This is a genomic window from Wolbachia endosymbiont of Nomada ferruginata (assembly GCF_001675785.1).
Lineage (GTDB): Bacteria > Pseudomonadota > Alphaproteobacteria > Rickettsiales > Anaplasmataceae > Wolbachia > Wolbachia pipientis.
Window position 1 is genome coordinate 1 of sequence record NZ_LYUY01000007.1, and the last position, 24,682, is coordinate 24,682.

Sequence of the window (24,682 nt, forward strand, 5' to 3'; positions counted from 1 at the left end):
GACGCCGATACATTAAGTAATCCTTACCTTTTAATCTGCAGATTGGCGAAAGCAAATACAATAGCTTCACTGTCATGATAAGGGGGCCGGCGAAGGGTGTCAAGCAAGTTTTTCTTTTCCATGGATTCCCTTTGAAGTTGAATATTGAAAATTGACTGGAGAGTTGTGGATTACTTTGTATATGTCATGACAAGCCATTGCGCTCTCGGCAAAACCACTTAATATTAACTTTAGTTTGCCTGAATAAGTAGCTATATCTCCGATTGCATATATTCTATCCCTACTGGTTTTTAAGGTAGCCGGATCAACAACTATGCGGCCATGTTCTAACTGTATACCCCAATTGTTTATTGGACCAAGATTCATTGACAGTCCAAAAAATGGCAGCAAAAAATCAGCGGATATTTCTTTTTCTTCCTTAGAGGCAATGTTTTTTACTATCACTGCGCTCAACTGCCCATTACCTCCTGCTAGTTCGTGTAATTGATATGGCACTACCAGTTCTATCTTTCCATCATTTTCAAGTGATTCTAATTTATTTCTAGTTTCAGGAGTGCAGCGAAATTCCTTTCTCCTATGTATCACATAAATTTTCTTTGCAACTTTAGAAAGTTCTACAGTCCAATCAGCTGCAGAATCACCCCCCCCTGCAATGACTATAGTTTTGTCCTGAAAATCGGAAATTTTATTTACACTATAAAATACAGATTTATTTTCATATTCTAATATACCACTTAAGGGTGGACGGTTAGATTCAAACATTCCGTTACCTGCAGCAACAATAATGGCTTTGCATTTTACCTCTGTACCTATGTTCGTTATGATAGTAAAGTTTTCACCTTCGTTATTTGAAATCTTTTCCACTTTTTGACTTAAATGGTAAACAGGCCCAAATGGTGAAGCTTGCTCCATTAGTCGCTCAATTAATTTTTGGGCAGTAATTACAGGATAACCAGGTATATCATATATTGGCTTTTCTGGGTAAAGAGCTGTGCATTGTCCTCCTGCTTGATCCAAAACATCTATTATATGACATCTCATATCAAGCATTCCCGCTTGAAAAGCAGTGAATATTCCAACAGGCCCTGCACCTATTATTACGATATCGGTTTCCATATTCAGATGGTGATCTATTTATAGATATTAGCTTTCTTTGCTAACAAGGTCAATTTACAAAGGGATGTATTTTTAAAAGATGTGGCTAGATTAGACAAGATTTCCAGCGTTATGAACCACATAGTCCAAATAAGCTCTAAAAATCAGCTAGCATAGCGAGATGCTGTGCGGACGGAATGGGATTCGAACCCATGGTACGCTCATCACGTACGTCAGTTTTCAAGACTGGTGCCTTAAACCGCTCGGCCATCCGTCCATTTCTTTTCTATCACAACATTTGATTTTAAGCAATCTATAAAAGCTTTACTTGCCCACGCAAAAGTTGCTAAATATACTGTTCAATATTTCCTCAACATTAATAATTCCAATCACCGCACCAAGTTCAAATGCAGCAAGCCTCAAGTCTTCAGATATCAACTCAATTGGATTATCGATATTAAAACGTTGTAAATGTTCCAGTGCCTTCTTCATGTGATTCCTATGTCTTTGCCGAGTAATCACAGGAGTGTCTCTATCATGCCCAAATTTCTCCTCTGCCTTCTCTTTTATGAGGGAGATCAACTTGTTTGTACCTATTCCCTTTAAAATAGAAATAGGTAGAAAATCTACATCGCCAACCAGTATATTTTTTTCACTAACTGCATTGTCAGCTTTGCTCAGAACATAAATGGTGTCATTTTGGTCTGATGTCATTCCAGTGCGTGACACTGGAATCCAGCTTATCTCATCATGAACATTGTTTTCAGCACATGTTTCTAGAATCCATTGTCTATTGCATAATTTGCAAGTATTTTTATATCTGGATCCCAGTGTCAAGCACTGGGATGACACCGTTTGTTGATTACAATATTTGCATAGTTGTGTGTCAAGCACTGGTACTACAGATGGTATATTGCCTGTGGCTTGATAATTGACATCGTGTCGTTGTTCAAAAGGAAATAGTTCTATTCTTAAATCAGCTTCAAAAGACCTCTTTTTCGCTCGACTTATACCTTCTGATTCTATTGGATCTGAACTCTCACGAATTCCAGCAGTATCAGAGAGAATGATTGGGTATCCACCAATGTCAATATGAGCTTCAAGTATATCTCTTGTTGTGCCTGCATATTCAGAAACAATAGCAATATCACGCTTGGCTAAGAAATTAAACAGAGTTGATTTACCGACATTTGGTTTACCAGTTATTACAACATGTAAACCCTCACGCAACCTTTCACCCCGTCTATTATCATTTAAATGCTCTTGTATCAACCGCACAAGAGCTCGCACTTCATTATTAATTTTTTCCAATTCATTTTTTTCTGTCCAAACATCCTCTGGAAAGTCTATATATGCTTCGATTTTGGATTGTATCGTTATTAATCTTTGCCTCCAATTGCTGTATAGTCTCTCCAATTCTCCTGATATCTGCTTAATCGCTTGTTTAGCTTGCATTTTCGTCTCAGCATCAATTAAGTCTGCAATCCCTTCTATTTGAGTTAAGTCAAATTTACCATTTAGAAAAGCCCTAAGTGAGAATTCTCCAGGCCTGGCCATAACGAAAATTTTTGATAATTCCTCCAAGATGATTTTTATAACTGCCTTGCTTCCATGCACTTGTAACTCTATAACGTCCTCGCCAGTGAAACTGTTTGGAGCAGGGAAATAGATGATTATTCCATTATCTATCAATTGACTGGAATCATCATATAGATCAACTAAAGTAGCAAATCTTGGTTTAATTTCTTTCTTAATATGAAAATGATTTAAAGCTTTAAGCGCGTAGTTGCCTGAAATTCTGATTACTGCAACTCCTGACTTACCAAATACGGTCGACAAAGCGAAAATAGTTTCATTTGTGTTTATCATTATTTATATAAACTACTTAGCAATATTACACTTAAGAAACCAAAATACCTAATTTGAAAATATTCAAAATTTTTATCTATCTTGCTAGTTTATATTAATGCAGTACTATCATACTAGTGAATGTATTATATAGAAAAGCTGTAAAAGTCACCCAGGTGAAAATATTTATTTTGAAAACTGATAATATGATTTATAATGACTGACACAAGTTTTAAATATTTTATGCTCAAGAAATTAGCTTGGTACTGGTCTTTTGTAGAGTTAATTAAAGGGTTTGTTATTACATTAAAATATATGTTTAAGCCAAAGGTTACTTTGAGGTATCCTATGGAGAAGGGCCCTTTAAGTCCAAGGTTTCGTGGTGAGCATGCGTTGCGTAGGTATCCAAACGGTGAAGAACGATGCATAGCTTGTAAATTATGTGAAGTTATCTGCCCTGCTCAAGCAATAGTTATTGAAGCAGAGGAAAGAGAAGACGGTAGTCGCCGCACCACGCGCTATGATATTGATATGACAAAATGCATATACTGCGGACTTTGCCAAGAGGCATGTCCAGTTGATGCAATTGTTGAAGGTCCTAACTTTGAATTTGCTACTGAAACAAGAGAGGAGCTAATGTACAATAAAGAAAAGTTATTGCGTAATGGTGAAGTTTGGGAAGACGCAATTGCACTCAGGTTAAAAAAGAATAGGCCTTATTATTAATGTTCAGAGCTTATAACCCTGTTATCCATTATGATTTAGGGGCAGTGCCCACTAGGGGTGGTGTCATCCCAGTAGCTGATACACAACTGTACGAACATTTGTTTGCGAGGGCAGTATGTTAAATGTTATAGCCTGTTTTGCCTCAAACACAAAGGTGTCATCCCAGTGCTTGACACTGGGATCCAGTAAAATTGATTGTGAACAAGCACACTATACAACATTTTCAATGAAATTACAAAAAAGCTGGATTCCAGTGTCAAGCACTGGAATGACACCATTTGCTGTGCAATTTACCTTCGAAAATGAATGTTCGTATGGCTATGTGCGTGACACTGGGATGACACCGTTGGAAGAAGCAAACCGCCTTCAAGCTACATGTCCGTATAGGTTTATTTATGGTTAGGATTACTTTTTCAACCGAACAAAAAGTAAAAGAATACAGTGGTAAAGTTACTGGTTTTGATATACTACAGCCGAATGTTTTAAAGGAAGCAGTTGCATTGAAAGTAAATGGTGAGTTATATGATCTCTCACGTGAAATTGAATCTGATACAGAGATAGAGGTAATACAACTGAGTGACGAAGCGGGTTTAGATATAATAAGGCATGATGCTGCTCACATAATGGCGCAGGCAGTGAAAGAGCTATTTCCTAATACTCAGATTACTATCGGCCCAACAATTCAGGACGGTTTTTACTATGATTTTGCTACAGATCGTACCTTCACTACGGATGATCTGGCTGCAATAGAAAAGAAAATGAAAGAGATTGTAAAAAGTAATCACAGATTTGTTCGAGAGGTTTGGACTCGCAAGCAAGCAGTTGATTTCTTTAGTGGTATAGGCGAAAAATACAAGGTTGATATTATCTCATCCATACCAGAGAGTGAAAACCTAACTGTTTATAGACAAGGCGATTTTGTAGACCTATGCCGTGGTCCGCACTCACCATCAACCGGTAGAGTTAAAGCGTTTAAACTTATGAAAGTAGCGGGTGCATACTGGCAAGGTGATGCAAAGGGCCCAATGTTGCAGCGAATATATGGCACAGCATGGAGAAATAAGGATGAATTAAACGCTTACCTTGAGTGCCTCAAAGAAGCAGAAAAACGTGATCACCGCAAAATTGCTAAGGATATGGATTTATTTCACATCCAAGAGGAAGCTGTTGGGCAGGTTTTTTGGCATGAACAAGGATATATTCTATATAATGTTCTTGAGTCTTACATCAGAAAGAAGCTAATAAATAATGGCTATTTTGAGGTAAAAACTCCTATTTTAGTAAGTAAAGAGCTGTGGGAAAGATCTGGACATTGGGATAAGTTTCGTGAAAATATGTTTATTGTTGACGAATCTGAGAATAAAAAGTTAGCAATAAAACCCATGAATTGTCCTTGTCATGTGCAGATTTTTAATTCTCACACCAGGAGCTACCGTGATTTACCAATACGTATGGCAGAGTTTGGCACATGCCATAGAAATGAAAGCTCAGGCTCATTGCACGGACTGATGCGAGTGCGTGGTTTTACGCAAGACGATGCACACATTTTTTGTATGGAAGAACAAGTGAATTCTGAGACTATAAAGTTTTGTGACCTTTTAAAAGAAGTATATTCAGAGCTTGGATTCAATGAAATTTTTGTGAAATTTTCAGACCGTCCAGATATTAGAGCAGGTAATGATGAAGTGTGGGATAGAGCTGAAAAAGCGCTGCTTGAAGCCGTTAAAGAAGCGGGCTTGAGTTATGAACTGAGCCCTGGTAAAGGTGCATTTTATGGTCCAAAGTTAGAGTTCGTTTTGAAAGACGCAATAGGCAGAAATTGGCAATGTGGAACATTACAAGTTGATTTCATTTTACCAGAACGTCTGGGAGCTTTTTATATAGGGGCAGATGGGCACAAGCATCACCCTGTCATGTTACATAGGGCAATTCTTGGGACTTTTGAGCGTTTTATCGGAATTTTGATAGAAAATTATGCAGGAAAATTTCCAGTTTGGCTTGCTCCAACGCAACTTGCTATTCTGACCATTACAAATGAAGCTGACGATTACGCCACAGAAATTAGCAATATTTTAAAAGAACAAGGTGTGAGAGTCAAGACTGATTTGACCAATGAAAAAATTAGTTATAAGATACGTTTGCATAGTTCAAACAAGGTTCCTATATTGTGGATTGTAGGCAAAAATGAAGTTACAAGTAAAACTGTGTCAGTAAGAAATTTAGGATCGGAAAGACAGGAGTCTTTTTCTTTGGAGAAGGCTATTGAATTGTTGTTAAAAAGTATTAATTTGAATTAAGGGAGTTAAAGTTTGCAAGTTAAAAAGAACAATAAAAACAGAATTAATGGATTCATCACAGCTAAGGAGGTACGCTTAGTTGATCATAGTGGTGAAATGGTCGGAATCGTGCTAATAGAACGAGCTTTGGAGCTTGCACAGGGTGTTGGTTTAGACTTGGTAGAAATTGCACCTGATTCAACCCCTCCAGTATGTAAAATTCTGGATTATAGCAAACAAAAGTATGATATAAAAAAGAAAGCAAGTGAAGCAAAAAAGAAACAAAAAACATTAACTATAAAAGAAATTAAACTGGGTCCCAATATTGGTGATCACGATTACGGAACAAAATTGCGTCAAGCAAGAGACTTACTTGCCCACGGACATAAAATTAAAGTCACAATGAGATTTAGAGGGAGAGAGCTTATAAACACTGAAGTTGGACTGGAAAAATTAGAACGGCTAATTCGAGACACTGAAGATATTGCAAAGGTAGAATTGGCACCTAAAAGAGAAGGGAATCAATATTTTTTAGCTCTGGTTGCTAAGTAGCAAAACGGCTTAAGAAGTATAAGTAAAGTTAAACTATCGCTCTCTCTTTGATAACATGGCGAAAATGTCTTATTAATCCTTGAATCGGCCAAGCTGCAGCATCGCCAAGCGCGCAAATTGTATGTCCTTCTATTTGAGTTGTAAGGTCAAGCAGCTTATCTATTTCATCAGGCTTAATATCTCCTGCCACCATCCTCTTCATAATCCTCCACATCCATCCAGTACCTTCACGGCATGGTGTGCATTGTCCACAGGACTCATGCATATAAAAGTGTGATAACCTCTCTATTGCAGCTATTATATCAGTTGATTTATCCATCACTATTACAGCAGCAGTACCAAGCCCTGATTGTGCAGTTCTTAATGAATCAAAATCCATTTCAATAGTATCACATATAGATTTTGGAATTAATGGCACTGAAGACCCACCAGGTATTACAGCAAGTAAATTATCCCAACCTCCTTGCACTCCACCTGCGTATTTTTCAATTAATTCACGTAATGGAATTCCGAGCTCTTCTTCAACATTACACGGGTTGTTTACGTGCCCTGAAATACAAAAGACCTTGGTACCAGTATTATTTGGTTTACCAAGAGATGCAAACCATTCTCCTCCGCGATTCAGAATATCTGGAACCATGGCTATAGTTTCAACGTTGTTTATTGTGGTTGGGCAGCCAAAAAGTCCAACACCTGCGGGAAATGGAGGCTTCATGCGAGGAAAGCCCTTTTTTCCTTCAATTGATTCAAGTTGAGCTGTTTCTTCTCCACATATGTAAGCTCCTGCACCCCTATGGATAAACACATCAAGATCATAACCTGATTTGCAGGCATTTTTTCCAATTAAGTTTTCTTTATAGGCTTCCTCAAGTGCTTTTTTTAGAACTAAATATTCATTATAAAATTCACCCCTGATATAAATATACGCAACTGATGCGCTGATCGCTCTGCTGGCCAGGAGAATTCCCTCAAGTAACTTATGTGGCTCATATCGCAATATATCTCTATCTTTACATGTACCAGGTTCTGACTCATCTGCATTGACTACTAAATATGCTTTTGGGAGATTTTTGGGCATAAAGCTCCACTTAAGGCCGGTGGAAAATCCTGCACCCCCTCGACCTCTCAAACCAGATTTCTTTACTTCATCAATGATCTTTTCTGATCCTAAATCCAGTAACTCCTTTGTTTTTTGCCAGCTACCACGTTTTTTTGCACCCTCAAGTAGTGGAGTTCCTTTACCATTTAGGTTGGTGAATATTTTGTCTTGTTCTTTTAGCATGTTTTTCAAAATTTGTGAGTGATCCCGACGCGATTCGAACACGTGACCCACTGATTAAAAGTCAGTTGCTCTACCGGCTGAGCTACGGGATCATTTCATTTTTCAGCTATACTAAACATCAATACAGTTTTTATCCGTTTTAATCAAACTAAAATTTTCATGTGTGGTTAAATAAATTATATAATATACTGCGTTAGTGATAATTTAGTTAAAAAATTTTTAAAGGAAAACTTCTTGTTAATTTTCAGTTCACAGATTTATTTGGATGGTGTGACGTATAACGCTAAGGAGACAAAAAAATAGAGAAGTGTGTACACCCTGCAGAATTTGTACACTATTTAGCAATAGCCTAATAGATAAATATTTCTTGCATTTCAGCCTGAGTGATTTATGCTTTAAGCAAGAATTACCTGGGGGTATAGCTCAGCTGGTAGAGCATCTGTTTTGCACGCAGAAGGTCAGCGGTTCGATCCCGCTTGCCTCCACCAGTCTATACAGCTCTAGCCGCCACAAAACCTGTCAAAGCAGCTTATTTTAATCTATGAGGATTTTATACTACTTCCCTGAAAATCTCTATTTCTTTTCGTAACTTTTCTCTACACAAGTAATGTTGGTTATTACAATTGTAATATATACCAATTTAACAATAAATTAATCAATAAATGTTAGAATACTAACAATTAATTTATTGGTAACGCCTATGAGTGGAAAAAAGCATGTTTTTAAGATGATACCTGGAAAAGAGGTGTTTAGAAAAACCCCGACTACAAGGATAAAGTGGCCTGAAGGTAATGATCCTACAATGCCTATTAAAAAAGTTGAGCTTGTATCGCTGGATGATAAAAACGATGTAGTACTAGGCTTATTGCCTATAAAACTTTGCAGCAGTTCTTGCCTAGACAGTTACATATGTCTGGAGGAAGAAAATGAAGGAAATCTGGTAGCCAAAGATTATAAAAGTGATTCTAACTTAGATTATGTAAAAAGTAACCATACATTTGTATATTACGGTAATGAGTTGGCTAAGTTATCATATACAAGAGAGCTTGTGCAGCCTTTCAAAACTATGTGTAGCAGTTCTATTAAATCAAAAAAATTGGAATACAAATATGTAACATGGGAAGATTCAGATACTGGCAACAATAAATATTATTTTTCAGACGAGGCAGGAAATATAATCGATTCACCTGACAATAAGGTATTACAAGACATTATGTTATACTACGGTGAGAGACATATAAGAGATGTGCTACTGTTGCTATCAAGCACGTTTACCAAAGTTTTTATTCAGGGCCTAACAGACGACCAACTAAAAACTCTTGCCAATACTCTTAGTAACGAGCAACTGCAAAAAATAATTCCTGAACTGAGCTCAAGCCAGTTGCAGGCCTTAGCAGAGAACTTAACAGATGAACAACTCCAAGCTTTAGTGGATCATCTAACCAATCACCAGCTAAAAACCCTCGCTCAGGAACTAAATCCAGAAAAGTTACAAATAATTGTTCCTATTTTAAATGATACTCAGCTTGAAGCTCTAGTGAGAAAATTAAATTCAGAGCAAGTAAAAGAAATTTTACCTCACTTAAAAGTGGATCAGTTCAAAGCACTTATTAAAACTTTAAATGACGAGCAATTTACAGTGCTTGCAAAAGACTTGGCTGAGCACCACTTGACAATACTCTCCAAAGAATTAGAAGGTGATCAGTTGAAAGCTTTAGTAAATAGTCTGCAAGAAGACCAACTGAAAGACTTAGTTAATAAGCTTGATCATGAGAAACTCGAATTAATTGCTCAAGATTTAACTGATTCTAATAGGATTCAGGTTATCATTAAGTCTTTAGCTGACAACCCAGAAAAACTTCAAGCTTTTGCTCACAATATGTCTAATGAGCAGTTTAAAGAACTTTTGGATAACATAGGCGCAGAAGAGCTTAAAGATATTATTCACAAGCTGCCTTATGAGAAAGTAACAGCTGTGATTGGTGATCTTGGCAGTAAGGATCAGTCCAAAGCTATTATTGATGCATTAAAAGAGAAGTTTGATGAACAAAACAAGAAACAAGAGGAAATGAAAGAAAAACTTGAAGAACTTAAGGAATTGCTGGAAGGTGATGATATAGTTAACCCCAATCAATTTAGCTATCAACATTCTTCTGTAGTAAATGAAGAGTATTACCTTAACAGTAATGATGCTTATACTGTTCAGGATTACTCCATATCTGTTTAGCAGATTACAGAAGATAATGAATAACATTATTTTTAATATTATTATTTAAGGAGTTAATAAGTATGAGTAATTTAACAGAAGATAAAAAATTTAATGTGGAGTTAATTGAGACACCATTAAAAGAGATATCAGGAACTAAAGGGATGGTACAAACTTCGACATTTGTAGGATCAGTCAATTCCATAATAAAACATATCAATAATGTAGTAAGCCAAACCACACAGCACTTATCTACAATAAAGAAGGAAATTGGTGATAAAGATTCAGGTTTAATTGAGAAAATCGATAAATTGAGAGATGAAGTAGATTCATTCACGGATTCTGACATAACAAATCCCAACACCTTTTTTTCTCCAGAGTTAAATCCACTAGGATAGAAAATAGCTAATAATTAGCAAAAATAAGAAAAAGTAATAGCCCAGTGGGCTATTACTTTTTTCACATACCATTTCAATGTAGCTGAATTGATTTTAAAATTATAATTTTTTATAGGAGTTAGCATGAATAATAGTAAACAAGAAAGCAAAAGCGAACTTAAAGTAATAAGCAAAATAGAAGTTAACACCAAACCTAAAGGTTATGATGAAACAGTTGCGCGAAATCCAGCGCAGCTTGGTTATGTCCACAAAGCTTTAAATAAATTAATCGCAGAGCTGAACACGAAATTCGTTCCTGAATTGGATGATGTATTGCATAACAATAGCAACTCTATCAGTCAATTAAATGACATGCTAACAGAAGAAAGGAGTAAGCTTGACGAGCTAATTACAAAGGTTGGTAATGAAAATAGTGGTTTAGTACAGAGCCTGAATAACTTACAGACAAAAGTAGAGGAATTAGAAAACAATACCATTAATGAACCAGATTGGGGTTAAACTGGAAAGAGTAATAGTCTCTAGGCTGTGACTCTCTCTACATACCATTTCAATATAGCTAGGTTAAGGAATCTATTTTAAAACTTTCGGCATATAGTTCTCATCATGTTTTGCAAACACCGTATCTGCAAGAAAGGTACTATTATCAAACATTTTACCTTGCACAACAATACCACTTTTTTCTGAAAACATTGGTGGAAGTATCCCTTGATATTTCACCATAACGCTTTTGTTAAAATCTGTCATTTGAAAAATCACTTCACTTTCGCTCCGTATCACGCTATTTTCAACAACCATTCCACCAACACGGATTGGCTTTTGATTATTTGGCAAGACTATGGCTTCACTTACTGTATAGAAAAATGAGATATTTTCTTTGAGCGTTGTTAAAATAAAAAAGACTATGCAGCTTAAAAAGCAGAAAATTCCTGAAGTTATAAGTAATCGCTTATGTTTCTTCTTCATTATTATCTTTTAGGCTTTCTAGAATTTTTTTACTTTTAATATAGCAAGAAATGGTAAAAATCAGTTCTCCGGTAATCAACGTAAAACTAATAAGGTAAGCAAAAATTACATATGTATTCATAATGCATTATCAATAAATAACTCACCTGCATCAAAATAAATTAAGCTTTCATCTTTTTGCTGCAACACCAATTTACCACTTTTATCTATATCAGCAAAAATTCCTTCATACAATTTGTCAGCTAACTTTACACTGATTTGCTCATTCATCTTGAATGCTTTTTTTAACCACATTTTTCTTATAGCATAAAACCCATCAAATAGCCATTGCTTTCTTAGCTTATTAAAGTTTATTATTAATTCTTTTAACAGGTCTGTATTAGACACAGACTCACCGTAATTGCTAATGCACGTTGTTCCTGGAAGTGGTGCATGATTGACATTAATTCCAATTCCTATAATGAGCCAATTCGAATTGGATCTTTTTTCAAGCAATATTCCACTGATTTTTTTACTATCAACTAAGACATCATTTGGCCATTTGTATTGAACGTTACTATCAGCTATAAGTGACAGTAATGTGTTGCCAACAGCAAGGGCAGTAACAAAAGTCAATTCTGTTAATTTGCTAACATCCGCAATTTTATTCACCAAACCCTTCTCTGTCATCCCAATGCCCTCTGATGTCATCCCAGTACCCTCTGATGTCATCCCAGTGCTTGACACTGGGATCCATTCTTCTTTTTTTCTAGATTCCAGCGTCACGCGCTGGAATGACACCGAAAGCTGGCTTTCATTCAGATAATCGTTAAAGAGGTTTATCACCAAACTCGCATAAAAATTACCCTCTGGAGAAATCCAGTTTTTTCCAGTGCGCCCTCTACCCTCTGTTTGTTTGTCGGCAATAATAATAGTTTCATTAGATATTCCTCTCCCAATTAAATCCAACGCTTCTTTATTAGTGCTTGAAACTTCTTTGTAATGATGAATACGAAAGCCCTCAGGGGTCACTTTGTCAGCCCTTTAGTTCAATGAGTGAGTAAAACGTACAAGAAAAGAACGAGGTTAATCAGTGAAGCCACCGAAGTGATAATGAATAGGCCCTTAGAATAAGCAACCTTATTACCACTAGCTTTATCAAAATACATAACTTTCATGATATTTAAATAATAGTAGCATGATATCACACTTGCTATTACAAGAATCAAGGACAGGCTGATAAAGCCAGAATTTATTAAACTTTTGAATATAAAAAATTTAGCGATAAAACCCGCAAGTGGAGGTATTCCCGACATCGAGAGTAACAGCACAGAAAGATGAAATGCTACAATTGGGCGTTTCTTCCCTATACCAGATAAATTTGCAATATCACAATCGTCATCGTCAATTTGTACGAGATATGAGAATAGCCCTATGCTTGTGATGATATATATCACCAGATACATTAAGGCACTATCTGTTCCTGCTTGTGTAAAAATAGAAAGTGAAGCAAATATAAAACCAATGTGACCAATTGAACTGTAAGCAAGCAGCCTTTTTAAGTTTTGCTGACGCAAGGCCCCAAAAGCTGAGATAAGCACAGACAATGCTGAAACGTATAAGAAAATAGGCTGAACATAACTTTTTACATTTACTAACTCTTCATTCATCAATCGAATTAAAAATGTTACAAGTGCAGCTTTTGGGGCCGTAGAAAAAAACGCAGTTACTATGGTAGGTGCACCTTGATAGACATCTGGAGCCCACATATGAAAAGGAGCAATAGCAAGCTTGAAACACAAACCAATAAGGATAAAAACTAACCCAAAAACTATTCCATAAGTTATCTGATGGCTTTGCAAGAATGAACCGAGCTCAGAGAAATTGACTTGTCCTGTATATCCATAAAGTAGCGACATTCCATATAGCATAATGCAGGAAGATAATGCACTGAGTGTAAAATATTTCACTCCTGCTTCACATGAATAAGCTGAATCTTTATTAAAGCTCGCAAGAACATATAAAGATATACTCATCAACTCAAAAGCTAAGTAAAAAGAAATCAGACTATTTGCTGAAACCAAAGTTATCATGCCAAACAGTGCAAAAAGAATCAGTATTGAAAATTCATATTTATAGTCATATTTTGATAAATTCAGCATCAAAAGTATTAAAATTCCTGTGCTGAGAATTAACCCTTGGGCTGACCTGATGTATAAATTGAGTTTTAACAACGAATTAAAGAGAAAAATTTCATTGTTTTTTGCCGAAAGAATTAAAATAATCAAGGTTACCACTGTGCAGCCAAGTGCTAGTAAATTGATAGTGCGGCGGTTAAATATAATCCCAAGCAGCAGCAACACTAACGAGGAGATAATAGAGAACGTTTCCGGCAATATCTGTATATAGTTCATAGCGCATTATATTTGACTAACAAATTTGCCATGCATGGCTTCAAATAATTCAGTGCAAGGGTTGGGTAGAATCCAAGCAAAATAACAAACACTGCAAGCAGAATTAAGACAGAAAATTCTATGCTATCCAAGCGGTTATTTAATAATTTAGAATAGCTAACCCCCCATATTATTTGCTTACATAAATTCAGCATATAAACTGCGCTTAAAATAGTGCCAAGTGCGATAAATCCTGTAAAAAACCCTATGCTCTTAAACATTCCAATCATAGCCAAAAACTCACCTACGAACCCAGATGTTCCAGGTAGCCCTATTGAAGCCATTGAAAATAAAATGAACATAAAACCAAATTTTGGCATTGTGTTTACTATGCCAAAATATTTTGCAATCTCCAAAGTCCCAGTTCGAGTATATAGCATTCCAACACATAAAAATAAAGCAGCAGAAATAAGGCCATGACTAATCATTTGAAATATGCTACCCAGTACTCCTTCCTCACAAAATGAAAAGAGGCCAGCGGTAACGATCCCCATATGTGCTATTGAAGAATAAGCTATTAACTTCTTTATATCATCTTGAGCAAACGCAACTAGCGAAGCATATATCACCGCAATAATGCTCAGCACAACAACGAAATTTGAAAAATACAAACTTGCCTGAGGAAGCATTGGAATAGAAAACCTTAAAAATCCATATCCCCCCATTTTAATAAGCAAGCCAGCTAAAATCACAGATCCAGAAGTTGGTGATTGCACATGTGCATCAGGAAGCCAAGTGTGAAATGGAAACATCGGTACTTTTACTGCAAAAGAAATAAAAAATGCAATCCACAGCAATGACTGCACTTCAAGATCAAGGTTTGGCACTAATGTAGCTAATTTTTGTATATTAAACGTCCCAAAAGTGCTATAGATGTACACCAATCCAAGTAGAAATAATAATGAGCCAGTTAATGTATAAAGAAACAACTTAAACGTTGCATATACCCTGTGTTTTCCTCCCCAGATGCCAATAATAAAGAACATTGGTATTAAAACAGCTTCAAAAAACACATAAAAGCTTATAGCATTCAGTGAAACGAAAAAACCGACTACAAAACTCTCAAGCAGTAGAAATAATGCCATATATGGCCTAAGGGTTGTATAACTCATTTTGCAGTTGTAGAGTATACAAATTACAAACAAGAAAGTTGTAAGCAGAAGGAAAAGCAACGATATACCATCTATCCCTATTCCAACATTTCTAATTGGGTAGCTGACAAACTGAAAGTCCGCATCGTTATAATCAAATTCTATACAAGCTACAATGCTAAGCAAAAATGGAAGTACAGCAAAAAATAGAGCAAGGAATCTTAAGTGTATAGATTGATGATTAATCCTGATTAAGGATAAAATCAACGCTCCTATCAGTGGAAGCAAAAATATACTAAGTAACAACACCTTCTATTTAATTCCAATAATATATAAAGCACCGATTATTAAAGTAACAAACATAATAAATGCATAATCAAATATATAACCAGTTTGTAACTTTATAGAACTTTTTGAACATTCATTAACCAACCTTACAACACCATTTGGCCCAAATGAATCAATAGCCTTAACATCAAACTTCCATAGAAGCCTAGATATAAACCTTATCGGTGCAATTATAACAAACTCATACACCTCATCAAAGTACCATTTATTCTGCAAAAACTTAAGTAAAAATTTACTCTTAATTTGCCTAATTACTTGATATTGGTAAATTAGGTACGCAAGTGCTATTCCACTTAGGCTTGCTAAGGTTGGCAGTAGTTTTATAAAGAAATTATGAACTCCATGCTCATCAATCATCACTAAACTTGATTTCCAAAACGCATTACTAGTTATGTTCAAAATATTTGCTCCCCATATTCCAGAAAATACTGATCCAAAAGCGAGTATCAGTAATGGTATAAGCATAATCTTTGGTGCCTCATGTATATTAATTTTACTTTGTTTTTGGCTATGGAACACAAGAAGCAATAACCTCCAAGAGTAAAACGCTGTGAAGAATGCAACAACTAAGCTTATTACAAAAGCAAAGCTATCCGTGCTATAAGCATGTTCAATTATCAAATCCTTTGAGTAAAAACCTGCAAATGGAAATATTCCAGAAAGCGCAAGAGACCCAATCCACATGAGAGTGTAAGTGCAAGGGATTTTCTTCCAGCAATTTCCCATTTTCTGAATGTTTTGCTCATGATGCATTGCATGAATCACATTGCCAGCACCAAGAAATAGTAGAGCTTTAAAAAAAGCGTGTGTCATTAAATGAAAAATAGCAACATTGTAAGCAGAAAGCCCACATGCCATGAACATATAACCAAGTTGACTGCAGGTTGAATAAGCAATTATTTTCTTTATATCGTTCTGAGTAATCGCAACGGTGGCTGCAAAAAAAGCAGTAAGTGCACCAACGATAACTATTAATTCTCGTGCCACATTTGATAACTCAAACAATGGAGAACACTTTGCTACTAAAAATATACCTGCTGTTACCATCGTTGCTGCGTGAATGAGTGCAGAAACAGGAGTTGGCCCTTCCATTGCATCTGGTAACCAAACATGTAGGCCAAGTTGCGCGGATTTTCCCATACAGCCAATAAAAAGTAATATGCATATTATATGCATTATTTTAAATTCACAGCAGAACACACGAATGTTTTGAGTGCCAAGAAAATCAGTTGTATCAAATATATATGCAAATTCTAGAGAATTAAATGTATAATAAATAAGAAAGATTCCAATCAATAGTGCAAAGTCCCCTACCCTATTCACAACAAATGCTTTGAGTGCTGCATTATTGGCAGAATATTTTTGAAACCAAAATCCTATGAGTAAATAAGAACATAGGCCAACCCCTTCCCAGCCAAAAAAAAGCTGCACGAAATTATCGCTTACAACCAGCACAATCATGCAAAACGTAAATAGCGATAGGTAAGAAAAAAACCTCGACTTCCCTTTATCATGCTCCATATAACCGATAGAATAGAGGTGGACTACTAGTGAAACGGTGGTAATAACAATAAGCATTAAGGATGAGAGAGCATCCACACTAATTGCCCAATTTACTTTTAATACACTTAATGAAAACAAAGGAAATAAACTCAAGTGATAATTTTCAGAGAAGGTGAGAAAAACATACCAAGATAAAACTGCAGATATTCCAATCCCTGCCGTTGTAACTAACTGACTTTTTCTAAAAAGTGTTGCAAATAGCGAACCAAAAAGTGGCAAAAATACTATTAATTTCAGTATATCCATCATACTTTCATTCTTTCATTAAATTTGCTTGTTCAACATCTATATTGCCACGGCTTCTATAATATACAACCAATATTGCAAGCCCAACTCCTGACTCTGCTGCCGCAACAGTCAACACAAACATCACAAAAATTTGCCCAACTATATCATTCATAAAGGCAGAAAAAGCAACTAAGTTGATATTAATTGCCAGCAATAATATTTCTATTGATAACAATATATTGATTATGCTCTTACGGTTGATGAAAATACCGCACACTCCAATAGTGAACAAAACAGCAGCAACTATCAAAAAGTGATTTAATCCTATTTCCATTCTACTCCTTTTCCAAATTTAGCCTTAATCAATTTTACAGATGAAGATTGTGTCAATTGCTTTAATACATTCTGTTTTTTAACTCCTTTTTTCTTGTCCTGCAAAGTAAGAGCAATTGCACCGACAATTGCAACAAGCAGCAGAATACCAGAAAGATGAAAAGCGTACATGTAGTCGGTATACAGCAAATTACCAATAGCTTTCACATTATTGGTATTATAGTTTATAACATTGCTTATATTCGGTGCTGAGCTGCGGATTACAAAGCTGATGACTAGAAAAAACACAACACACAACATAGCACCAAGAGTGCAATGCTTTGCAAAACCCTGGCGCAACCTTATGTAGTCAATATCGAGCATCATAACTACAAAGAGGAACAACACTGCAACTGCACCGATGTATACTATCAGCACCATCATAGCGATGAATTCAGCTCCAAGGAGAATAAAAAGAACTGCAGAATTAACGAAGGTAAAAATTAAAAATAATACTGCATGCACAGGATTTCTTACGCTAATTACACAAACAGCAGATAAAATGCTAAGAATTGCAAAAAAATAAAAGAAAAAAGGCATCGATACTTTAACTGCAACAATAGTTACTAATTTAAAGTAACTATCGTGGTAAAGTCAATATTATATTAAACGTTTGAAAACATTGTACTACAAAGCTCCAGCTCCATTTTAAATTATTATACAGAGCGCTCTCTAAGTGCTTAATCAATACACTAAATCCTTAATTTATCCTTAACTATTTTAATTTATCAATATATAATATGTGTATGTTAGTAATTAATGGCGGCTCAAAATGTACAACATATTTGGTTATTTCAAAAGCAACAATAGTTCTAACGCACAAAGTAGCAGACTAGATGGAGAAAGTTATCAATATACCACAAGAGACTATATGACAATTTACTTTAATAACACACTAGCAAGTTTCAGTAGATCATTGAGAGAATTTAAAGAAAAAGCGTATGGATTTATGTATGATATCGGAACTTGGTTGAAAGAAACATATGAAAATCTCACTGAACGACCTGCAACGCATAATCGCTATACCCCAAAAGAAAAACCCCTTGTTGAAGTTGAAGAAATAGAAATGAAGGAACTAAACCGTACATATAAGTCATTCCAAACTCCACTTATCCACCCAACAAGCAGAAGTTCTGGTGCCAATACCTCAAATCAAGTTGTTGTTACTCGACATACACCTGAAACTACTAAAACAAAATAGATGTAAAACCTACGTTTAAATATGTAGTACTTGAGTGAAGCATTCTTTAACTGTTCTATTCAATAAAACCTTTACAATATTTCGATCATAGGTTTAACTTTACGAAGTTATAATCTATAGGGCTAAGATGAACGATTATCTCTCACTGCTAAATCCAGAACAACAATCAGCTGTAACTAACATAGATGGACCAGTTTTGATACTGGCAGGAGCAGGAACGGGAAAAACAAGAACGATTACTTCAAGAATAGCGCACATAATTAGAAACGGTCACGCTTATTCTGATGAAATATTAGCAGTTACATTCACAAATAAAGCAGCAAATGAGATGGTATCAAGGGTACGTGAGCTAACAGGCACAAACATACCATGGCTTGGCACTTTCCATGCAATTGCAGCAAAAATCTTGCGCCTGCACGCAGAAATTGTGGGCTTAAACCCCAATTTTACAATCATTGGTGTGGATGACCAATTACAGGTAATAAAAAATATTATTAATGAAATAAGCCCTGATTACCTATCAGAAAAATGTAAGACCATTATGAATATTATTCAGCAATGGAAAGAGAAGTGCTTATTGCCACCTGAAGTGGAAGATATTCAATCATTTAGGCCAGTGTACGTAACTGCACTCAAAGTCTATCACCAGTATCAGGAAAGGTTAAAATTCCTTAACTCTGTCGATTTTGGTGACTTATTGCTATATAACATACAACTCTTTAATCAAAAGACTGAAGTTCTGTCCTACTACCAAAATAAGTTTAAATATGTCATGGTAGATGAGTATCAAGATACAAATGCGATACAATATCTTTGGCTAAAATACCTTGCAAAAGAGCACTCAAATATTTGCTGTGTAGGAGATGATGACCAGTCGATATATAGTTGGCGTGGTGCAGAAGTTGAAAATATTTTGAAGTTTTCTGATGATTTTAAAAATGCAAAAACCGTTAAACTAGAGTGTAACTACAGGTCAACATCCCACATACTTGCAACTGCGTCATATGTTATCAATCACAATAAGACTCGCTTAGAAAAAAAATTGTGGACAACAAACATTGAAGGGGAAAAGGTAAACGTAATAAAGTTATGGGATGGAAAAGCTGAAGCAAGGTTCATAAGCGAACAGATATTAAAGCTCAATAAATACAGATTTAGTGACATTGCAGTGCTGGTAAGGGCCACTTTTCAAACTAGAGTTCTCGAAGAGTATTTTATAAAATATTCAATTCCCTACAAGATTATAAGTGGTGTAAAATTCTACGAACGTCAGGAAGTCAGGGATATAATTGCATATTTAAGACTCGTTACAAACAATAACGATGACTTAGCTTTCGAAAGGATAGTAAATCGGCCAAAAAGAAGCATAGGAGCTACAACTCTAAAGAAAATATACACGACTGCTCAGGATAATAAAATTTCTTTTTTTGAGGCAGCAAAAATATTAGTTAATAGTAATCAGGTAACCGAAAGAATTAAACTCTCACTCAACGATTTTTTAAATAAAATTAAAGCTTGGGAAGAGATGGTAAGTGTAAAACCACTGCATGAATTCGTTAAAATCGTAGCAAACCAATCAGGATATATTGAAATGCTTGAAAATGAGGAGGTAACAGGCTTAGCACGAATAGAAAATGTCAAGGAGCTCATCTCATCTTTAAAAAATTTCGATAATGCCACAACTTTCTTGGAGCATATAAGTCTAGTGATGGAAGTGGATAATATGAATAACGATGACACTGTATATGTTATGACTCTTCATGCAGCCAAAGGACTTGAATTCCCGTGCGTGTTTCTACCTGGTTGGGAAGAGGGATTATTTCCTCATCAAAGATCTTTTGATGACAAAAGTGGTAAAGCTTTAGAAGAAGAAAGGAGACTCGCATATGTTGGCATAACCAGAGCCAAAGAAAGGTTAATCATTTTATGTGCAGATAGGAGGGAAATTAACAACCAGTGGCAACCGATGCGCACTTCTCGGTTCATTAAAGAATTGCCAAGAGAAAATGTTGAGGTAATTAAAAGCAACATTGCCTACTGTTGAAGCTATAATTGCAGATAAACATATCTTACAAATCTGAATTACTTCAACTATATGTTTCTCCTGGCAAAAATTCTGTAACCGTTCACACTTAATTCTTCAATCTCATACCAATTTCTATTACATAACAAACAAATAGACAATAGAAGTGAGAAGGTTATACTAAGGCAGTATAATGATGGAGTTTTGGAATGGCATTGGTATCAGGTTGCAATTTTAGCTTACATTGTGCCAATCTTTCTTCGATTGCTGCTCGCATAAATTCTGCCTGTCTTTTAGTTCTGCAGTGCACTATCGCATCATCCACATATCTTTCAAATGGTACTGTTGGGTGATTTTGTTTCATCCATATATCAAATGCATGGTGCATAAATATGTTTGAAATGATTGGGCTTATTGAACCTCCTTGCGGAACTCCTTTTTTCCCTAACTACCTTACTGCCATCTGCTTGCTGAATAGGGGATTTCATCCACCTTTCAACATACAGTATGACCCATTTGCAGTCTGTGTGCTTTTTGATAGCCTGCAGTGCTAAATTGTGGTCCAGATTGTCGAAATAATCCTGTAACATCAACAGCTTTCTTGGTAATCGTATCCTGTCTCCAATAAACAGCGGTTTTGCTATGTATCCTTGATCAGCAAAAAACTTACGTAAAGTTGGAGCCTTGTATTTAGCTTGAGTGAAAAGATTTAGAGCACCATCACGATCTTGAACACTTGCACTATGAACATCAGCCGCAATAATTAGGCCCACTGTATCTACAACAATATGACGTTTTCTACCCTTTATTTTTTTTCCAGCATCATATCCTCTGGATCCCCTTTTTGAGTGGTTTTTACTGATTGACTGTCAATTATTCCTACTGAAGGTGTTTCATTTTTACCAAACATTTTTCTTACCTCTTTTACTAGCATATTATGTATTTTTTCCAATTTGCCATTACTACGTCACCTGAGAAAATAGTCATACACCGTCTTCCATGGAGGAAAATCTTTCGGCAGCATTCTCCATTGACAACCACCTCTCATTATATACCTTATTGCATTAATAATTGTTCTGATATTGTGCTTTCTTGGCCTCCCTATCTTTCCTTGTGCAACATGTGGCTCCAAAATTTCCCATTCCTTATCACTTATATCACTTGGATACAATTTTCCCTCCTATTTTTTACTTACACTATCATATTTTTTTCCTCATTCCTTTTCAAGACATACTCTTAGACAACTGGACGTCAAGCCTATCCTAGTGCTGCATATCAAGCTCATACTCAGTATGTAAATTTTTGACTAAAGCTACAGCGTATTCTTTTTGAACAATTATACTGATTTTGATTTCAGATGTTGTGATAGCAAGTATTTCTATCTTTTTTTCGCTTAAAACCTTGAGTGTGCGGTGCATCACTTCAGTGTTAGACATAACACCAATACCAATTATTGAAATTTTAGCTACATTATCGTTTATAGCATAATTTTCATTCTTATTCAGTAACTTTTCCATTAAATCAATATCAAATTTGGAGATAACAAAACTTGACCCATGTATCATATCAATTTTAACGTTTGCTCCTGCTATATCTCTTAAAGTACGCAAGTTATTTGCAAGGTTAGTGAAAGTTACAAGAGCTTCATTAGTGCTATAAGCTATTCCAGTAATTAAGTATCTCTCTAGTACATCCCTTTTGTGTAGCACTGTGGTGCCTTCTACTTCCTTAAAAGTGGATAGCACTTGCACTTTAATGTTATGTTTCATTGCAAGTTGTACTGAACGATTATGCAGTATTTTAGCACCAGATGACGACATTTCCAACATTTCATCGTAAGAGATAAATTTGAGCTTGCGTGCCTTTGGAACAATTCTCGGGTCTGCTGTATATATTCCATCAATATCAGTAAAAATTTCGCAAGCTCTAACACCAAAGGCTATCGCGAAGGCAACTGCTGATATATCAGAGCCTCCTCTTCCAAAAGTAGTGATTCTATCATCATTTATACCCTGAAAACCAGCGATGATCGCAGCAGTATAACCCTCAGCAAAAGATCTTTTCACACGGTCAATCTTTATTGTTTTTATTTTAGACTCAGAATAAAAATCATCAGTTACAATTGGTAACTGCCAGGCAAGCCATGATTTAGCATTAACTCTGATCGATTGGAGAGTGATAGCTAATAGACCGCAAGAGATTTGTTCTCCTGCTGAAAGCATAACGTCATACTCTGATAACTCTTGTCTGCAACTTAAATTTGAGATTTGCCTAGCCTGAAAAGCCATTTGGTCAGTAAATCCTGCAACAGCAGATACAACAACGATTACATTACAACCTTTCTCAATATCGTTTTTTATCAAATTTGCAACTCGGTTTAAATCAGTTAGCGAAGTCCCACCAAATTTTTTTATGATTATTTTGTCCATAGTTACAATATAACTCTCTTCTGAAGAAAAATATAGTTTTTGTAGAGATATAGCTAACCCAAATTAGGTTTACTGAAACAAATTTTATGATTGTATTGAACAATTTAAGTTGTCATTCCAGCGCGTGACACTGGAATCCAGATTTTTTAGACTGGATCCTATGGTCAAGCCCACAACTGTACGAACATTGTGATTTGAGAATAATCTCCGCCAGGAAGGGTGTCATCCCAGTGCTTTGGCACTGAGATCCAGAAAACTTAATTTTAAATAAGTACACCAGATAGCTGCATAATAAAGGCTGGATTCCAGTGCCAAGCACTGGAATGACATCCTCCCTTGTGGAAATTGCTCTCAAATCACAATGTTCGTACAGCTATGGATTCATTCGCGGTATAGATTCCGCTAACTAGTAGCGGAATGACGAATTTATTGTTTTAAAATTGTCAGTAAATCTAAGTCAGTTTAGCTATATAGCACGAATTAAACCACTAAGCAGCAGAAGACCTTGCATGACCTCCAAAAAATGTTTTTACTTTTTCAAGATAAGTAGGTGGTTCTGGAGGAATTTCTATCTCATCTATTTCAGAGTATATTGCCGCATCTACAACTTCATTTGTTATTAATTCCCTTAGTTTTTGCTTTATCTCACTTCTTCTAATACCTTTTTTTCCATAGCCGTTATAAAACATTACATATAATTCCTTAAACACAAATTCTTTTATAGCATCTCTTGTATAAGAAATGCCATCCTTTACTTCATCACTCACGCTGCTCAAATCCACCCCAGAACTTGGTGAATACAAATTATCAAAATTTTCTTTCAAAACTTTTATTTTATGGTAGTGCTTATCCACATATTTCTCAAGAAATCTTTTAGTAGCATCACTAGCCAACTTTCCTATTGGCTGAGGCTCTAGTTGAGCTGCAAAATTATTTTCCGCTTTAAGACCACTTAATGCATAAATGATACGGTTGAGCATTCCAGGACCACATTGGCGATTACTTTCCTCAAAGCGAACCAGTAATATAGACTTCAATAATTCTATATCTGCATTTTGCTTTCTTGCCGCAATTAAAACTAAATTTATAGCCTGTGTCAATGTCAATCCGGTTTGTGAATCTGCCCAATTTACCCACTCCCCAGTTTCATAACCATCCAATCTTAGATAAGGTTCTATCATTCGTTTTTGCTGACTTGTTAAACCGCTTATATAACTTTTAAACTCTTCATCCAACTCATTTAACGGCGTACCATGTTCTTCCTTTAATTTTTTGGCACATTCAATAACGCTTTGCTGAAAACTTCTAGTATGAACGCTCTGACTACTAGTACCCACATCACTTACATTAAACAAAAAGCTTAGCTGCTTTACATTCAAACCCAAAGGTGAAAAGAGTTTTACTGATGGATATTTTATTAACTCAAGAAGTGCTACTGGAATTAGCAGTGCATAATTTAACAATAATAAACCAAAATTAAATATAAGAAACCCACGTAGAGCTGATACCTTTGATGCAATATACAAAAATGGAAGCTGTAGGTAATATATCAAGTGTATACTGAAGAATAAGATTTTGTCCTTTAATTTTATTGTTGGATCTTTATAAACCTCAAACAACATGCTATTGCTATCAATATTGTTGTTTTT

Annotated in this window: 27 protein-coding genes and 3 tRNA genes; 11 read left to right on the forward strand and 19 right to left on the reverse strand. The window is 35.6% G+C overall.

Features of this window, described 5'->3' with window-relative positions; genetic code table 11:
* Positions 1-99: 99 nt before the first annotated feature.
* The 3 genes from BA053_RS00755 to mnmE form a co-directional block, all read right to left on the reverse strand.
* Positions 100-1,116 (reverse strand): NAD(P)/FAD-dependent oxidoreductase, encoded by a 1,017-nt coding sequence (locus BA053_RS00755; protein WP_065094373.1) that lies wholly within the window; start codon positions 1,114-1,116, stop codon positions 100-102.
* 168 nt (positions 1,117-1,284) lie between these two features.
* A tRNA-Ser gene (locus BA053_RS00760) sits at positions 1,285-1,372 on the reverse strand.
* A 47-nt stretch (positions 1,373-1,419) separates the two neighbouring features.
* Positions 1,420-2,964: a tRNA uridine-5-carboxymethylaminomethyl(34) synthesis GTPase MnmE gene (gene mnmE, locus BA053_RS00765; RefSeq protein ID WP_065094374.1), complete on the reverse strand. Its 1,545-nt coding sequence runs from the start codon at positions 2,962-2,964 to the stop codon at positions 1,420-1,422.
* A 222-nt stretch (positions 2,965-3,186) separates the two neighbouring features.
* Between mnmE and nuoI the strand changes: the two genes are divergently transcribed.
* Genes nuoI through infC form a run of 5 tightly spaced genes read left to right on the forward strand, consistent with a single transcriptional unit; the run spans position 3,187 to position 6,497 of the window.
* Entirely contained in the window at positions 3,187-3,669 is a 483-nt protein-coding gene (gene nuoI / locus BA053_RS00770) for an NADH-quinone oxidoreductase subunit NuoI (RefSeq protein WP_038199316.1), read from the forward strand.
* Positions 3,669-3,791: a hypothetical protein gene (locus tag BA053_RS08265; protein ID WP_255322257.1), complete on the forward strand. Its 123-nt coding sequence runs from the start codon at positions 3,669-3,671 to the stop codon at positions 3,789-3,791. The genes nuoI and BA053_RS08265 overlap by 1 nt, the downstream gene beginning before the upstream one ends.
* Positions 3,785-4,072, forward strand: coding sequence for a hypothetical protein (locus BA053_RS00775; protein WP_049973587.1), 288 nt, complete (start codon positions 3,785-3,787; stop codon positions 4,070-4,072). Before BA053_RS08265 ends, BA053_RS00775 begins: the two co-directional genes overlap by 7 nt.
* Positions 4,065-5,966, forward strand: a complete 1,902-nt coding sequence (gene thrS / locus BA053_RS00780) for a threonine--tRNA ligase (protein ID WP_065094375.1) — start codon at positions 4,065-4,067, stop codon at positions 5,964-5,966. Before BA053_RS00775 ends, thrS begins: the two co-directional genes overlap by 8 nt.
* 12 nt (positions 5,967-5,978) lie before the next feature.
* On the forward strand, positions 5,979-6,497 hold the full coding sequence (gene infC, locus BA053_RS00785) for a translation initiation factor IF-3 (protein ID WP_065094376.1): 519 nt from the start codon (positions 5,979-5,981) through the stop codon (positions 6,495-6,497).
* A 28-nt stretch (positions 6,498-6,525) separates the two neighbouring features.
* Here the strand turns inward: infC and nuoF are convergent, their stop codons facing one another.
* A complete protein-coding gene (gene nuoF, locus BA053_RS00790; RefSeq protein ID WP_065094377.1) occupies positions 6,526-7,779 on the reverse strand; it encodes an NADH-quinone oxidoreductase subunit NuoF in 1,254 nt (417 codons plus the stop codon).
* A gap of 19 nt (positions 7,780-7,798) precedes the next feature.
* Positions 7,799-7,871, reverse strand: a tRNA-Lys gene (locus tag BA053_RS00795).
* Positions 7,872-8,191: 320 nt separating this feature from the next.
* Here BA053_RS00795 and BA053_RS00800 point away from each other — a divergent pair.
* The 4 genes from BA053_RS00800 to BA053_RS00815 all read left to right on the forward strand — a co-directional run bounded on the left by BA053_RS00800 (position 8,192) and on the right by BA053_RS00815 (position 10,881).
* Positions 8,192-8,267, forward strand: a tRNA-Ala gene (locus tag BA053_RS00800).
* Between the two features lie 212 nt (positions 8,268-8,479).
* Positions 8,480-10,006, forward strand: a complete 1,527-nt coding sequence (locus BA053_RS00805) for a magnesium transporter MgtE N-terminal domain-containing protein (protein WP_065094378.1) — start codon at positions 8,480-8,482, stop codon at positions 10,004-10,006.
* Positions 10,007-10,068: 62 nt separating this feature from the next.
* The gene (locus tag BA053_RS00810) at positions 10,069-10,383 is read left to right on the forward strand and encodes a hypothetical protein (RefSeq protein WP_065094379.1); all 315 of its coding nucleotides are present in this window, start codon (positions 10,069-10,071) and stop codon (positions 10,381-10,383) included.
* 123 nt (positions 10,384-10,506) lie between these two features.
* Positions 10,507-10,881, forward strand: coding sequence for a hypothetical protein (locus tag BA053_RS00815; protein WP_065094380.1), 375 nt, complete (start codon positions 10,507-10,509; stop codon positions 10,879-10,881).
* 72 nt (positions 10,882-10,953) lie between these two features.
* On the opposite strand, the gene ccmE is transcribed toward BA053_RS00815, so the two are convergent.
* From ccmE to BA053_RS00850, 8 genes are read right to left on the reverse strand one after another with little or no spacing between them, the layout of a single operon-like run.
* Positions 10,954-11,346: a cytochrome c maturation protein CcmE gene (gene ccmE, locus BA053_RS00820; RefSeq protein ID WP_065094381.1), complete on the reverse strand. Its 393-nt coding sequence runs from the start codon at positions 11,344-11,346 to the stop codon at positions 10,954-10,956.
* Positions 11,330-11,467: a CcmD-like small membrane protein gene (locus tag BA053_RS07820; RefSeq protein ID WP_167482792.1), complete on the reverse strand. Its 138-nt coding sequence runs from the start codon at positions 11,465-11,467 to the stop codon at positions 11,330-11,332. Before BA053_RS07820 ends, ccmE begins: the two co-directional genes overlap by 17 nt.
* Positions 11,464-12,357 (reverse strand): biotin--[acetyl-CoA-carboxylase] ligase, encoded by an 894-nt coding sequence (locus BA053_RS00825; protein ID WP_065094382.1) that lies wholly within the window; start codon positions 12,355-12,357, stop codon positions 11,464-11,466. The genes BA053_RS07820 and BA053_RS00825 overlap by 4 nt, the downstream gene beginning before the upstream one ends.
* A 17-nt stretch (positions 12,358-12,374) precedes the next feature.
* Entirely contained in the window at positions 12,375-13,739 is a 1,365-nt protein-coding gene (locus BA053_RS00830) for an NADH-quinone oxidoreductase subunit N (RefSeq protein ID WP_065094383.1), read from the reverse strand.
* Positions 13,736-15,178 (reverse strand): complex I subunit 4 family protein, encoded by a 1,443-nt coding sequence (locus BA053_RS00835; protein ID WP_065094384.1) that lies wholly within the window; start codon positions 15,176-15,178, stop codon positions 13,736-13,738. Before BA053_RS00835 ends, BA053_RS00830 begins: the two co-directional genes overlap by 4 nt.
* Before the next feature lie 3 nt (positions 15,179-15,181).
* Entirely contained in the window at positions 15,182-17,029 is a 1,848-nt protein-coding gene (nuoL, locus tag BA053_RS00840; protein ID WP_065094385.1) for an NADH-quinone oxidoreductase subunit L, read from the reverse strand.
* A gap of 4 nt (positions 17,030-17,033) precedes the next feature.
* Positions 17,034-17,342: an NADH-quinone oxidoreductase subunit NuoK gene (gene nuoK, locus BA053_RS00845; RefSeq protein WP_006012916.1), complete on the reverse strand. Its 309-nt coding sequence runs from the start codon at positions 17,340-17,342 to the stop codon at positions 17,034-17,036.
* Positions 17,333-17,920 carry an NADH-quinone oxidoreductase subunit J gene (locus BA053_RS00850; protein ID WP_065094386.1) on the reverse strand — a complete coding sequence of 196 codons (588 nt, stop codon included), beginning with the start codon at positions 17,918-17,920 and terminating at the stop codon, positions 17,333-17,335. The genes nuoK and BA053_RS00850 overlap by 10 nt, the downstream gene beginning before the upstream one ends.
* Before the next feature lie 232 nt (positions 17,921-18,152).
* Between BA053_RS00850 and BA053_RS00855 the strand changes: the two genes are divergently transcribed.
* Both BA053_RS00855 and BA053_RS00860 read left to right on the forward strand, forming a co-directional pair.
* The gene (locus BA053_RS00855) at positions 18,153-18,581 is read left to right on the forward strand and encodes a WD_0964 family protein (RefSeq protein WP_065094387.1); all 429 of its coding nucleotides are present in this window, start codon (positions 18,153-18,155) and stop codon (positions 18,579-18,581) included.
* A gap of 127 nt (positions 18,582-18,708) precedes the next feature.
* Positions 18,709-20,625, forward strand: a complete 1,917-nt coding sequence (locus tag BA053_RS00860; RefSeq protein WP_065106659.1) for an ATP-dependent helicase — start codon at positions 18,709-18,711, stop codon at positions 20,623-20,625.
* A 154-nt stretch (positions 20,626-20,779) separates the two neighbouring features.
* On the opposite strand, the gene BA053_RS07920 is transcribed toward BA053_RS00860, so the two are convergent.
* From BA053_RS07920 to BA053_RS00885, 6 genes are all read right to left on the reverse strand, one after another.
* Positions 20,780-20,992: a hypothetical protein gene (locus BA053_RS07920; protein WP_065094389.1), complete on the reverse strand. Its 213-nt coding sequence runs from the start codon at positions 20,990-20,992 to the stop codon at positions 20,780-20,782.
* Positions 20,976-21,413: a transposase gene (locus BA053_RS07925; protein ID WP_369404175.1), complete on the reverse strand. Its 438-nt coding sequence runs from the start codon at positions 21,411-21,413 to the stop codon at positions 20,976-20,978. The genes BA053_RS07920 and BA053_RS07925 overlap by 17 nt, the downstream gene beginning before the upstream one ends.
* A gap of 158 nt (positions 21,414-21,571) precedes the next feature.
* On the reverse strand, positions 21,572-21,775 hold the full coding sequence (locus BA053_RS06565; protein WP_007549940.1) for an IS5 family transposase: 204 nt from the start codon (positions 21,773-21,775) through the stop codon (positions 21,572-21,574).
* Between the two features lie 91 nt (positions 21,776-21,866).
* Positions 21,867-23,033 carry an aspartate kinase gene (locus BA053_RS00880; RefSeq protein WP_065095287.1) on the reverse strand — a complete coding sequence of 389 codons (1,167 nt, stop codon included), beginning with the start codon at positions 23,031-23,033 and terminating at the stop codon, positions 21,867-21,869.
* A 112-nt stretch (positions 23,034-23,145) separates the two neighbouring features.
* Positions 23,146-23,310, reverse strand: a complete 165-nt coding sequence (locus tag BA053_RS07105; protein WP_167347022.1) for a hypothetical protein — start codon at positions 23,308-23,310, stop codon at positions 23,146-23,148.
* 211 nt (positions 23,311-23,521) lie between these two features.
* On the reverse strand, positions 23,522-24,682 hold a 1,161-nt coding region (locus tag BA053_RS00885; protein WP_065106660.1), incomplete at its 5' end, for a hypothetical protein.